At 66.1% G+C, this 12,346-nt stretch carries 11 protein-coding genes; 4 read left to right on the top strand and 7 right to left on the bottom strand.

The genetic code is table 11. The features are described from left to right. Positions 1-16: 16 nt before the first annotated feature. Complete coding sequence (gene pehA / locus ACP15H_RS18620; protein WP_425067645.1) at positions 17-1,549, bottom strand: phosphoric/sulfuric ester hydrolase PehA; 1,533 nt, start codon at positions 1,547-1,549, stop codon at positions 17-19. A gap of 71 nt (positions 1,550-1,620) precedes the next feature. On the opposite strand from pehA, the gene ACP15H_RS18625 reads away from it, so the two are divergent. Further along, a complete protein-coding gene (locus ACP15H_RS18625) occupies positions 1,621-2,652 on the top strand; it encodes a C-terminal binding protein (RefSeq protein WP_425067646.1) in 1,032 nt (343 codons plus the stop codon). A 24-nt stretch (positions 2,653-2,676) separates the two neighbouring features. Here ACP15H_RS18625 and ACP15H_RS18630 read toward each other — a convergent pair whose 3' ends face one another. The 5 genes from ACP15H_RS18630 to ACP15H_RS18650 form a co-directional block, all read right to left on the bottom strand. Then, positions 2,677-2,859, bottom strand: coding sequence for a hypothetical protein (locus ACP15H_RS18630; protein WP_425067647.1), 183 nt, complete (start codon positions 2,857-2,859; stop codon positions 2,677-2,679). 31 nt (positions 2,860-2,890) lie between these two features. Continuing rightward, positions 2,891-3,871 carry an NAD(P)-dependent oxidoreductase gene (locus ACP15H_RS18635; RefSeq protein WP_425067648.1) on the bottom strand — a complete coding sequence of 327 codons (981 nt, stop codon included), beginning with the start codon at positions 3,869-3,871 and terminating at the stop codon, positions 2,891-2,893. Between the two features lie 200 nt (positions 3,872-4,071). Further along, positions 4,072-4,470: an oxalurate catabolism protein HpxZ gene (gene hpxZ / locus ACP15H_RS18640; protein WP_425067649.1), complete on the bottom strand. Its 399-nt coding sequence runs from the start codon at positions 4,468-4,470 to the stop codon at positions 4,072-4,074. Between the two features lie 9 nt (positions 4,471-4,479). After that, positions 4,480-5,862, bottom strand: coding sequence for an AtzE family amidohydrolase (locus ACP15H_RS18645; protein WP_425067650.1), 1,383 nt, complete (start codon positions 5,860-5,862; stop codon positions 4,480-4,482). Further along, the gene (locus tag ACP15H_RS18650; RefSeq protein WP_425067651.1) at positions 5,859-6,047 is read right to left on the bottom strand and encodes an AtzG-like protein; all 189 of its coding nucleotides are present in this window, start codon (positions 6,045-6,047) and stop codon (positions 5,859-5,861) included. The genes ACP15H_RS18645 and ACP15H_RS18650 overlap by 4 nt, the downstream gene beginning before the upstream one ends. A gap of 267 nt (positions 6,048-6,314) precedes the next feature. Between ACP15H_RS18650 and atzF the strand changes: the two genes are divergently transcribed. Next, positions 6,315-8,090: an allophanate hydrolase gene (gene atzF / locus ACP15H_RS18655; protein WP_425067652.1), complete on the top strand. Its 1,776-nt coding sequence runs from the start codon at positions 6,315-6,317 to the stop codon at positions 8,088-8,090. Positions 8,091-8,159: 69 nt separating this feature from the next. Continuing rightward, the gene (locus tag ACP15H_RS18660) at positions 8,160-8,912 is read left to right on the top strand and encodes an SDR family oxidoreductase (protein ID WP_425067653.1); all 753 of its coding nucleotides are present in this window, start codon (positions 8,160-8,162) and stop codon (positions 8,910-8,912) included. A gap of 97 nt (positions 8,913-9,009) precedes the next feature. Here the strand turns inward: ACP15H_RS18660 and ACP15H_RS18665 are convergent, their stop codons facing one another. Further along, positions 9,010-10,104 carry an alpha-hydroxy acid oxidase gene (locus ACP15H_RS18665; RefSeq protein ID WP_425067654.1) on the bottom strand — a complete coding sequence of 365 codons (1,095 nt, stop codon included), beginning with the start codon at positions 10,102-10,104 and terminating at the stop codon, positions 9,010-9,012. Positions 10,105-10,292: 188 nt separating this feature from the next. Here ACP15H_RS18665 and ACP15H_RS18670 point away from each other — a divergent pair, with 188 nt between their 5' ends. Further along, on the top strand, positions 10,293-12,197 hold the full coding sequence (locus ACP15H_RS18670) for an ABC transporter substrate-binding protein (protein WP_425067655.1): 1,905 nt from the start codon (positions 10,293-10,295) through the stop codon (positions 12,195-12,197). Positions 12,198-12,346 lie beyond the last annotated feature (149 nt).

The raw sequence follows: 12,346 nt of genomic DNA on the forward strand, positions 1-12,346 counted from the left end.
CAAGCTTAGCGCCGGCTCAGGCCGCGCGCACCTCCAACCCCTGCGGTGTGGCGCGATAGCCGGTGAGGGTCCGCTCGGCATAGCCCAGCCGCCAGTCCAGCATCTTGCGGGCATAGTCGGCGACCGTGGCCGCATAGGCCGGATCGGTGGCGCAGTTGACGAACTGGCCGGGGTCCTTTTCGAGGTCGAACAGGAGCGGCGGCAGGGCCGCGAAGTGCACGTACTTGAATTTTTCGTCCTGCACGACGGCGAGCGAGCATTTGTCCATCGGCACACCCAGCGCCGATTCAGGCTTGGTGTAATGAAGGTCGCGGAAGTCGAATTCGTAATGGACCTCGGTGCGCCAGTCGGCCGGCACCGTGCCTTCGCAGAAGGGCAGCAGCGAGCGACCGTCGCACTGGCGCGGCACCGGCAGCCCCATCCAGTCGAGCAGGGTCGGCATGGTATCGATCGTCTCGGTGAAGCGGTCGACGATCGTGCCACGGGTACCGTTTGCCTCGGCCCGCGGATCGCGGATGACCATCGGGATGCGATACGATTCGTCGAAGTAGCCGATCTTGCCCAGCAGGTGATGGTCGCCGCCCTGCTCGCCATGGTCGCACGTGAAGACGATCAGCGTATCGTCCCATTGGCCCGTCTCCTTCAGATAGTCGAAGACGCGGCCCAGATGATCGTCGATCTCGCTCATCAGGCCACAATAGGTGGCGCGCATCTGCGCCACTTCGGCCTCGGTCATGTCCGAACCGAGCGCCTGCCCGTCCTGGAAGAAGCTCGCCTGCTTGATGTTGCGCACATAGTAGTCGAGCAGTGCGTTCTGCTTGCCCTCTTCCGCCGCGGACGAGGCGCGGATCGGCTTCGGCATGTCCTCGGGGCGATACATGGAATTGTAGGGCTCTGGCGCGATGAACGGCGGATGCGGCCGGTAGTAGCCGAGATGCAGGAACCAGGGCTTGCCGCCGCGCCCGCGCAGATAATCGAGCCCGCGCTCGGTGAACCAGGCCGTGTCCGACAGTTCCTTCGGGATGACCGCCGGCCGGCCCGTCGCGCCGGCACCCGGCGCGCCTTGCGGCAACCAGATATCCTCGCGGGTCTTCGGCAGCTCGAAGCCCTGGCTGGCGATCCAGCCGAAGTAGGCGTCTCGGTTCTCGAAGGCGCCGACCGAATGGAAGCCTTCCATGATGTCGCCCAGCACGAAGAAGCGCGGGTCGTTCGGCGCCGTCTGGCGCGGATCGGGCGTCGTCGTCGTATAGCCCACGAGCGCGGGATCGTAGCCGCCGCGCCGCAGCTCGTGCGCCAGGTTGGTGAAGCGCGAGGACAGCGGAATCGTGTTCTGCACCGCGCGATGGTTCATCATGTACTGGCCGGTCAGCAGGCTGGCCCGCGCCGGGCCGCAGGGTACGGCCTGGGTGAAATGGTTGCGGAACGTCACGCCCTCGGCGCACAGCCGGTCGAGATTGGGCAGCTTCAGATAGTCCGCGCCCAGCTTGGGCAGCATCAGCCCGCGCCACTGGTCGACGACGATCAACAGGACATTCTTGGACGCAGGCATGTTCATTCACCGAGGTTGGACGGCGGCGGGATTGCGATAGAGTGCCGCCAAATCGACGGAGGAGACAACACGTGGCGCGTTTCAAGATCGTGACGACGGGACCGGGAAAAACCGATCATTCGCTGGAAATGGAGACGCTTGGGCCCATCGGCGCGGAAATCGTCGAGGTTTCGGGCGACGAGGCCGAGCTCATCAAGGCGGTGGCCTATGCCGACGCCATCTACGGCAAGGGCCGCCCGCGCATCACCGCCAAGGTGATCGAGGCGGCCAAGAAGCTGAAGGTCGTGTCGCTGGGCAGCGTCGGCGTCGATTCAGTCGATGTGGATGCGGCCACCCAGCTCGGCATCCCGGTCACCAACGTGCCCGACACCTTCATCGAGGAAGTGGCCGACCATGCCATGACCCTGATCCTGGCCAGCTGGCGGCGCCTGGTGGTGCAGGACCAGATGGTGCGCAAGGGCGAATGGGCCAAGGGCCGGCCGCATCTCTACCAGTTCCCGCGCCTCATGGGCATGACGCTGGGCTTCATCTCGTTCGGCCACGTCGCCCGCGCCGTCGCCAAGCGCGCCGCGCCGTTCGGCTTCCAGATGCTGGCCTACGATCCCTATATCGAGGAGCTGGTGATGTCCGACTACGGCGTCCAGCCGGTCGGCTATGACGAGCTGCTGCAGCGTTCCGACATCGTCAGCATGCACGCGCCCGGCACCAAGGACGCCCATCACCTGATGAAGGAACAGCATTTCCGCCAGATGAAGAAGACGGCGCTGTTCGTGAACACCGGCCGCGGCTCGACGGTCGACGAGCCGGCGATGATCAAGGCGCTGCAGGAGGGCTGGATCGCCGGCGCCGGCCTCGACGTGCTCGAGACCGAGCCGGTCGGCCACAACAACCCGCTGCTCGGCATGGACAATGTGATCCTCACCGCCCACGTCGCCTCGGCCTCGAGCCGCTTCGATCCCGCGCGCAAGCGCCGCGTCGGCGCCGAACTCGCCCTGGTCCTGGGCGGCAAGTGGCCGCGTGCCTGCGTCAATCCGATGGTGCTGGAGAAGTCCAAGCTGCAGCGCTGGCAGCCCTTCTCGATGGAGCGCGGTCCCGGCAACTAAGCCGGGACGATTATCCGCGCCGGCTCAGGATTTCTGTTGCTGCAGCCGGTCGCGCATCGCCCGGTCGCATTGGGCGAGGCTCTCGAACGGCCCGATGATGACATGGCCACCGTCGTCCATCGCATACCATCCGGTCTGGGTGAGATTGTAGTCGCCCAGATCCTCGGACGGGACATGGACGGCGATCAGATCCTTCGGTGTGCGCATGCACTGCACATGCGCCCGGCGGCAGGGCTTTTCAACCCCGGCGGGTCCAGCGCGCAAGATTGACCGCGCCCGGCGGCACCTCCCCCTTCACCAATGCCTCGACCTGACGGACCGTGTCCATCGCCTGGCTTTCGCTAGCGGGCGGCGTCAGACCGCCGATATGCGGCGTCGCAATGACGTTGGGCAGGCACGCCAGCTCGGGCGACGGCATCTGGTCGGGTGCGCGTCCGACATCCATGGCGACGCCGGCAATGCCTCCCGCACGCAGAACCTCCGCGAGGGCAGCTTCGTCGACCAGGTTGCCGCGCGACATGTTGATGAAGAAGGCGTCCGGCCTCATGCGCGCGAAGGCTGCCGCGTCCAGCAGGTTCTCGGTCTCTTCGTTGGCGATGGCGAGACAGATTACGTAGTCGGCCTTCGCCAACAGATCCTCCATCGGCAACTTCACGTAACGCGGATCGTCGACTTGGGCATAGGGATCGGACACCAGCACGGTCATGCCGAGCTGGGCCAGCACCGGGGCCAGCGCGCGCGAGATGCGGCCGTAGCCAATAATCCCGACCGTCGAGCCGCCGAGCTGTCGACCGACCTTGATCTCCGGCATGCGGCCTTCGTGATAGGCCGTCGCCGCCCGCGTGATGCCGCGCGACAGATCGACCAGGAACCCCAGCGTGAGTTCCACCACCGACGGAACGAAGCCCGCCTCCGCCTGTGTCACGAGCACGCCCGCCTTTGTGGCCGCCGCGACGTCGATATTGCGAATGTCGATGGCGCTGCGCATCACCGCGCGTAGCCCTGGCAGGCTTTCGAACACGATCGCCGGTATCGCCGTCGCGCGATCGGCGACGATGAAATCGACGCCGCGCGCCATGCCGATCACGCCCTGCGCATCGAGCGGCGCCTCGCCTTCATGCAGCACGACCTCGACCAGCTCCTGCAGTCGCGTGAGGGCGCGGGTCCCGTAATATTGCCGCCGGGCGAGCGGGGCATGCGTCAGGAGAAGCTTGTTCATGCCGCGAGCTTAAGCCGGGAGGGGGCAGAAAGAACCTAGCGGACGGTGGAAATAATCCCTTCAGGAGTGTCAACGCGCAATATTATTGCGCCGACGACCGCCACGACCCGGGATTCGGGGGGTGCGACATTCGTTTCAGTTGTTTCGTTTATTTCGTTTGTTTCGTTTATCGCCTCGACTCCGACGTCTTCAACGGGCTGCTAGCTCTTCATCGGCGTCGCTTCGCCCAGCAGCGAGACGTGCGCGGCGACGATGCGCCAGCCGTCGGGCGTGCGCATCCAGGTATGGCTCTGCCGGCCGGGCTTGGCCGCGCCGTGCCGCTGGAACTCGCAGTTGGCCGTGCCGAAGTCGCGGCCGTAGGTGACGATCCAGAGCTTCAGCAGGTCGCGGTTCGGCACGAACTGCGGGTTGCGGCCCGAGCGGAAGGCGGCGATCTGATCGTAGCCGTAGAGCTGCTCGCCGACGCCGTAGCGCAGCGTGTGCGGGCTCTTCCAGAACAGTTCGTCCAGCACCTCGACGTCGTTGCTGTTGAGCGCCGCCTCGTAACGATTGAACGCGGCCGTCACCTCGGCGACGACTTCCGGGATATTGATCTCCATGTGAACTCCTTACGCGGGCGGCGCGGCGGCGACGCCGAGCTTCTGCAGATGGGCGGCCACGCGCAGCGCGGCCTGTTCGTTGTAGGGCTTGGCGATGAGCTGCACGCCGATGGGGAGGCCACCGGGACGTTGCAGCGGCACCACCGCGACCGGCAGGCCGATGAAGGAGATCGGCTGGGTGTAGAGGCCGAGATTGGCGCGCACCGCCAGCTCGACGCCGTCGAGCTTCATCATGGTCTGGCCGAGCCTGGGCGCCGTGCACGGCGTGGCGGGGGCCAGGATCACGTCGACCTGTTCGAACAGCTTCAGCACGTGGGCGCGATACTGGCGGCGGAAGCGCTGGGCCTTCACGTACCAGGCGCCGGGCAGCAGGGCACCCGCCATGAAGCGGTCGCGCGTGTCGGGATCGAAATCATGCGGCCGCGTGCGCAGCCGCGGCAGATGGAGCTGCGCGCCTTCGATCGCGGTGATGACATAGGCCGCCGCGCGCGCCGCCGCCGCCTGCGACAGCACGACGGTCTTCGTGGCCCCCAGCGCCTTGGCCACGGTCGCGACGGCCTCGAACGCCTCGGGCTCGCCGCCCTTGGCGAAATAGTCGCCGGCAACGGCGATGCGCAGCCCCTCGACGCCCTCGATCAGGCGCGGCAGGCTCGGGTCGGCCGGCCGGTCGGTGCAGACCGGGTCGTCCGAATCCCAGCCCTGCATGGCATCGAAGGACAGCGCCAGATCCTCGGCCGAGCGGGCGATCGGACCGAGATGGTCGAACGAATCCACGAAGGGGAAGGACCCGGCACGGCTCAGCCGTCCATAGGTGGGCTTCAGGCCGAACAGGCCGCAGAGCGAGGACGGAACCCGGATCGAGCCGTTGGTGTCGGAGCCCAGCGCCAGCGGGACTTCCCCGGCCGCCACTGCCGCGCCCGAGCCGCCGGATGATCCTCCCGACATGCGCGTAGGATCGTGCGGATTGCGCGACGGTCCGTAGTGGGCGTTCTCGCCGGTGAAGTCGTAGGCGTATTCGCCCATGTTGAGGCCGCCGACCAGGATCGCGCCGGCCGCTTCGAGCTTGCGCACCAGCGCGCCGTCGCGTTCGGCCTTCGGGCCATCGACGTTGATCTTCGAGCCGGCGCGCGTCGGCAGACCGGCAATGTCGAACAGGTTCTTCACCGCGAAGGGCACGCCCAGAAGCGGCCCGCGATGCAGGCCGGCGTCGATCTCCGCCGCACGCTGGCGGGCGCGCGCGGCAACCACGTCGGTGAAGGCGTTGATCGTGGGCTCCGCCGCCTCGATGCGCTTCAGGGTGGCGTCGATCACGGCAGCGGCCTTGACCTTGCCGCTCATCACGGCGCCCGCGATCTCCGTCGCGGTCGCGGCCTTCGACAGGGGATCGCTCATGGCCGGAACACCGGAGCCGACATCAGATCGTCCTCGAGGTCCAGCTCGAGCAGCGGCCGCGCGATCATCAGCGAACGCTCGACGTTCAGGATCACGTTGGGGAGATACTCGGGCGCGATCGTGAGGCCTGCGGTCTTCGCGCCCTCCTCGACCATGCGCGTCACGTCACGCTTCTCTTCGGCCATGCGCTTCCTTCTTTCATTCAACCGGGATGACGGTCTTCAGAGGACATGGAGATCGCGGCGCATGAGCCGGAAGCTCACGCCCAGTTCCGCCCGAAGTTGCCGAAGAACCCGCAGGATTGCCAGCCCGGCCGACGTTTCAGCCAAGCGACGCTTCATGGCACATCCTCGCCTCCGTGTTTCCCGCTTGGCCATGAAGGCAAGGAACGTGCCAAGGCCTGCGCGAATCTGGAGGCTGCATTCAACGCACTGGTTGTCTAAAACCTTCACATGACAGCTTTTCTCGACCTCGGGATTCACGCGCTGCTCGGCGCCTATCGCGCCGGTACGCTCGACGTACGACAGACCATCGACGAGGTGCTGAAGCGCATCGCAAAGGCGGGCGATGACAAAGTCTGGATCTCGCGCGCTTCCGACGACGAGCTGCGCGCACAGGCTGCCTCGCTCGACGCGCGACGCGACGAGATCGGGCGGCTGCCGCTCTATGGCGTGCCCTTCGCGGTGAAGGACAATCTCGACGTGGCCGGTATGGTCACGACAGCGGCCTGCCCGGGTTTCGCCTATGAGGCCAAGGACTCCGCCGAAGTCGTGCGGCGGCTCGTCGAAGCCGGCGCGATCGTGATCGGCAAGACGAACCTCGACCAGTTCGCCACCGGCCTGGTGGGCGTGCGCTCGCCCTATGGCGTGCCGCGCAATCCATTCGACGCCTCGTATGTACCCGGCGGATCGAGTTCGGGATCGGCCGTCGCCGTCTCGTCCGGCCTCGTCAGCTTCTCGCTGGGCACCGACACCGCGGGATCGGGCCGCGTGCCGGCCGGCTTCAACAACATCGTGGGCCTGAAGCCCACGCCCGGCCTGCTCAGCAACGAAGGCATGGTGCCGGCCTGTCGCTCGCTCGACTGCACGTCGGTGTTCGCCCTGTCCTGCGCCGATGCCGACGCCGTGCTCGCCGTCGCGGCCGAGCCGCACGCAACGCCTGCCATCGGACGGTCCTTCCGCTTCGGCATCCTCGGCACCAAGGACGCGGAGTTCTTCGGCGACGCCGCCTATGCCGCGCTCTATGCGCAATCGATCGAGCGGCTGAAGGGACTGGGCGGCACACCGGTCGAGATCGACTACGCCCCGTTCCGCGACGCCGCCCAGCTTCTCTACAACGGTCCCTGGGTCGCCGAGCGCACCGCGGCCGTCGGTGCCTTCATGGAAGGCGCCGACGACACCGCCGGCGTCTGGCCGACGACACGGGCGATCGTGCTGAGCGGCCTCGAGTACAGCGCCGTCGATGCGTTCGAAGGCCAGTACCGGCTCGCCGAACTCAAGGCGCGTGCCTTCTCTGAGATGAAGGGGCTGGATTTCCTCGCGGTGCCCACGGCCGGCACGATCTACAAGCTGGCCGATCTCGAACGCGAGCCGGTTCTCTACAACTCGCATCTCGGCCACTACACCAACTTCGTGAACTTCTTCGGCCTGTCGGCGCTTGCCGTGCCGGCCGGCTTCCGCCCCGACGGCATGCCGTTCGGGATCACCCTGATCTCCCGTGCGAATGCCGAGCGCGCCCTGCTGGCCTTCGGCGCCCGCTGGCAACGCGCGGTGCCCTTGCCGCTCGGCAAGACGATGAGCCGCCTGCCGCAGCCGGAGAACGATCCCACCGTCACGGAAGATCGCGTGCCGATCGCCGTGGTCGGCGCGCATATGAGCGGCCTCCCCCTGAACGGCCAGCTTCTGGAGCTCGGCGGGCGTCTGCAGAGCGCCGGCAAGACCGCACCGGCGTATCGCTTCTACGCCCTGCCCGGAGGCCCGCCGCATCGGCCGGGCCTGGTGCGCGTGACCGACGGCGGCAGCGCCATCGAACTGGAGGTCTGGAGCCTTCCGGCCGACCGGATCGGCGACCTGCTGCGCCGGATCCCCGCCCCGCTCGGTCTCGGCACGGTGAGCCTGGCCGACGGCACCGAGGTTCCCGGCTTCCTCTGCGAGGTGCATGCAACGCAGGGCGCCAAGGACATCACCTCGCTGGGCGGCTGGCGGGCCTACGTCGCGACGTTGCCTTAGCGCGCCACCCTTCAACTGCGGGGCGGCGGTCTGCTAGGGTCCGCTCCTTCGAGGAGAGGAAACGAACCCATGAGTGGAAAAATCGCAGTCGTCACCGGCGCAGGCAGCGGCATCGGCCGCGCCTCGGCGCTCGCCCTGCTGAACAACGGCTACAAGGTAGCCCTGGCGGGCCGCCGCAAGGACGCGCTGGACGAGACGGCTTCGATGGCCGGGAACAATGCGCCCAACGCGCTCGCCGTGCCGACGGACGTCACCAAGCGCGACGACATCGTGGCGCTGTTCGCCAAGGTGAAGGCGACCTGGGGCCGTCTCGACCTGGTGTTCAACAATGCCGGCGGCGGCGCTCCGCCCGTGCCGCTGGAGGATCTGCCCTACGAGACCTGGCTCAGCGTCCTGGCAGCGAACCTGACCGGACCGTTCCTGTGCACGCAGGAAGCCATCAAGATCATGAAGGACCAGACCCCGCGCGGCGGCCGCATCATCAACAACGGCTCGATCTCGGCGCATGCGCCGCGGCCCTTCTCGGTGGCCTACACGTCGACCAAGCACGCCATCACCGGCCTCACCAAGTCGACGTCGCTCGACGGCCGCGCCTACGACATCGCCTGCGGCCAGATCGACATCGGCAACGCCGTATCGCCGATGACCGATCGCATGACCAAGGGCGTGCTGCAGCCCAACGGCACGACCATGGCCGAGCCGCGCATGGACGTCTCCGCGGTGGCCAACGCCATCCTCTACATGGACAGCCTGCCGCTCGACGCCAACGTGCAGTTCATGACCGTGATGGCCACGAAGATGCCGTTTGTAGGAAGAGGTTAAGTCGCGAGAATTTTTCAACGGAGCGCGCCACTCCAGTGGCGCTCATGCACTTGAGCGCAACTGGAGTTGCGCGCTCCAATGAGAGAGCGACGAGGGCTCAGTAGCCCTCGTCCTGCAGGTTGAGCAGCGGGAACGCACTGTGCACGCCGGTCAGGTTGGTGGGCCAGCTCCGGGCGATGTAGCTCTTGTCGAGTTGCGACAGCGAGGTGACGCCCAGCAGGCCCATCACCTCCTTCATCTCCTCTTCGAGGAGCTCGATCACGCGCTCGATGCCGGCGGCGCCGGCGGCGGCGAGGCCGTAGCAGTAGAGGCGGCCGAGGCCGACCCAGTCGGCGCCCATGCAGATCGCCTTCACGATGTCGCTGCCGCGGCTGAAGCTGCCGTCGACGGCCACCTTGGCGCGACCGGCAACCGCCTCGACGATCTCGGGCAGCACTTCGGCCGAGCCGCGGCCGTGATCGAGCTGGCGGCCACCGTGGTTGGAACAGTAGACCGCCCAGACGCCGTTCTGGCAGGCGAGCTCGGCGTCCTCGCCGGTGCCGATCCCTTTCAGCATGAACTTCACGTCGGGGAACTTGTCGCGGACGGCGATGAAGTTCTTCCAGGAGAAGGCCGCCTGATGATCCTGGCCGGTCGCCACGGCACGCCAGGACTTCACGAAGCGCTTGGCGATGTCGCGCTCGCGCCGGCTGTAGACCTGCGTATCGACGGTGATGCAGAAGGCATCGTAGCCGGCGTCCATCGCCTCCTTCACCCGGTCCGCGACCCAGGCATCGTCGCCGCGCACATAGAGCTGGTAGATCTTGGGGCCCGCGCCGCCCTTCACGATGTCCTGAAGCTTGAGGGTCGTCACCGAGCTGATCAGCATCCCGACGTTGCTCGCGCCAGCGCCCTTGGCGACGGTGATGCCACCGCCGGGCTCGAAGGATTCCAGCGATCCGACGGGCGCCAGCATCACGGGCAGGCGGATCTTCTTGCCGAGGATTTCGGAGGACGGATCGATCTTCGAAACATCGCGCAGCACGCGCGGCTTGAAGGCGATCGTGTCGAGCGCCAGCCTGTTGCGGCGCAGCGTGGTTTCGGTTTCGGTGCCCCCGATCAAATAATCCCAGATATTGGGATTAAGCCGGATTTTCGCCGCTTTTACGATCTCGTGTAGCGTTACGAATTCGCTCTCCAGGCCGCTCGCCATCGTTCCCTCGAATCTTTCTATCTGGACGGTTTTCTTGCGCGTCTCAAACGTCACGTCAACGTGGCGTCACGGGCGGCAGGCATTGACGATGACGCCCGTGGACGATTTTATCGATGTGGGGCATTCGCTCGGCGGAACATGCAGGATCGGCCTGCTTTCCGGGGGGAGCAACCGGTGAAGGACTTGAGATGAAGAGACGCGTTCTGACGACAGCACTGGTGTTCGGTTGGATGGCGGCGCCCGCCTTCGCCGCCGATCCCGTGCCCGCGCTCAAGGAAACGCCGATGTTCGCCGACCAGGTGAAATCCGGCGCCCTGCCTCCGGTCGACAAGCGCGTTCCCGAGCAGCCCTGGGTCGTGAAGTATTTCGCCGGCGGCGAGGGTCCGGGACAGCAGGGCGGCCAGCTCAACATGCTGGTGGCCAGCGCGCGCGATACGCGCCTGATGACGATCTTCAGCTACACCCGCCTCATCATCTACGACGACAAGTTCAAGCTGAAGCCCGACATTCTCGAGAGCTACGAGGAGAAGGACGGCCGCGAATTCACGTTCAAGCTGCGCGCCGGACACAAATGGTCCGACGGCCAGCCCTTCACCACCGAGGATTTCCGCTTCTTCTGGGAAGACGTCGCCAACAACAAGGACCTCTCCTCGGGGGGCCCCAATGTCGAGCTCATGGTCGACGGCCAACCGCCCAAGGTCGAGATCATCGACCCGCTCACCATCAAGTACACGTGGGACAAGCCCAATCCGTACTTCATCGAGAGCCAGGCGCGCGCCGCCCCGCTCTTCCTGTTCCGCCCGGCCCATTACCTGAAGAAATTCCACGCCAAGTACACGCCGGAAGCCGAGATCCTGAAATCCGCCAAGGGTGGCCAGCAGAACTGGGTGGCGATCTACCGGCGAAACGACGTGATGTACGCCAACGACAATATCGATCTGCCGTCGCTCAATCCGTGGGTCAACACCACCCCGTCGCCGGCCCAGCGCTTCGTCTACATGCGCAATCCCTACTATCACCGCATCGACGAGAAGGGGCAGCAACTCCCCTATGTCGACCGGGTGATCTTCACGGTGGCGGCCGCCAACCTGGTGCCGGCCAAGGCCGGCCTCGGCGAGGCCGACCTGCAGCCGCGCTACCTCAACATGCGCGACTATACCTTCCTGCAGAAGAGCGCCCAGACGTCGGGCGTGAACGTGCGCCTGTGGGAGGCGGGCTCGGGCTCGCAGCTCGCGCTCTATCCCAACCTCACCGCCAACGACGAGGAGTGGCGCAAGCTGATGCGCGACGTGCGCTTCCGCCGGGCGCTCTCGCTGGCGATCGACCGCGAGGAGCTCAATCAGGTCGTCTATATCGGCTTGGCCAAGCCCTCCAACAACACGATCATGCCGCGCTCCGACCTGTTCAAGCCCGAGTATGCGACCAAGTGGGCGGACTACGATCCCAAGCTGGCCAACAAGCTGCTGGACGAGGTCGGTCTCACCAAGAAGGACAGCCAGGGCTTCCGCCTGTTGCCCGATGGCCGTCCGGCGACGATCGTCGTCGAACATTCCAGCGAGGAGACCGAGGATAACGACGCGCTCGCGCTGATCGCCGACAACTGGAAGAAGATCGGCATCAAGATGCTGACCAAGCCGCAGACTCGCGACAATTTCCGGCTGCGCACCTTCTCGGGTGAAGCCGTCATGACGGCCTTCGCCGGCGCGGTGACGGCGGTGCCCACGGTCAACACCAGCCCCAAGGAGTTCGCGCCGACCATGCTGGGCGGCCTGCAATGGTCGCGCTGGGGCATGTTCGTGGAATCCAAGGGCAAGCAGGGCGAGAAGTGCGATCTCGAATCGGCCTGCAAGCTGCTCGACTATGTGAAGGAATGGGAAACCGGTGCCACGCCGGAAGAACGGCGCAAGGCCTGGGACAAGATCCTCGCCACCAATGCCGACGAGGTCTTCTCGATCGGCACGGTCAACGGCGTCCGCCAGCCGGTCGTGGTCGGTCCGAAGGTCCGCAACGTCCCGAAGGAAGGCTACTACGCCTGGGATCCGGGCGGGTACATCGGCCTCTACCAGCCGGACACGTTCTGGATCGCGCAGTAACGTCCTCGAGAAGACGAAAGGCCCCTCGTTCGAGGGGCCTTTTTTCTTTGGCGTCTGTTATCTGAAGTTCACCAACAACCTCATGCTGAGGAGGCTGCCCCTCGAATACCTCGGGGTAAACTGCGCAGCCGTCTCGAAGCATGGGCGCG

It is taken from the genome of Reyranella sp. (assembly GCF_965249915.1).
Taxonomy (GTDB): Bacteria; Pseudomonadota; Alphaproteobacteria; order Reyranellales; family Reyranellaceae; genus Reyranella.

Coding starts and splice junctions, on each gene's coding strand:
- pehA (WP_425067645.1), bottom strand. CDS start 1,549: ATGCCTGCGTCCAAGAATGTCCTGTTGATCGTCGTCGACCAGTGGCGC.
- ACP15H_RS18630 (WP_425067647.1), bottom strand. CDS start 2,859: ATGCGCACACCGAAGGATCTGATCGCCGTCCATGTCCCGTCCGAGGAT.
- ACP15H_RS18635 (WP_425067648.1), bottom strand. CDS start 3,871: ATGAACAAGCTTCTCCTGACGCATGCCCCGCTCGCCCGGCGGCAATAT.
- hpxZ (WP_425067649.1), bottom strand. CDS start 4,470: ATGGAGATCAATATCCCGGAAGTCGTCGCCGAGGTGACGGCCGCGTTC.
- ACP15H_RS18645 (WP_425067650.1), bottom strand. CDS start 5,862: ATGAGCGATCCCCTGTCGAAGGCCGCGACCGCGACGGAGATCGCGGGC.
- ACP15H_RS18650 (WP_425067651.1), bottom strand. CDS start 6,047: ATGGCCGAAGAGAAGCGTGACGTGACGCGCATGGTCGAGGAGGGCGCG.
- atzF (WP_425067652.1), top strand. CDS start 6,315: ATGACAGCTTTTCTCGACCTCGGGATTCACGCGCTGCTCGGCGCCTAT.
- ACP15H_RS18660 (WP_425067653.1), top strand. CDS start 8,160: ATGAGTGGAAAAATCGCAGTCGTCACCGGCGCAGGCAGCGGCATCGGC.
- ACP15H_RS18665 (WP_425067654.1), bottom strand. CDS start 10,104: ATGGCGAGCGGCCTGGAGAGCGAATTCGTAACGCTACACGAGATCGTA.
- ACP15H_RS18670 (WP_425067655.1), top strand. CDS start 10,293: ATGAAGAGACGCGTTCTGACGACAGCACTGGTGTTCGGTTGGATGGCG.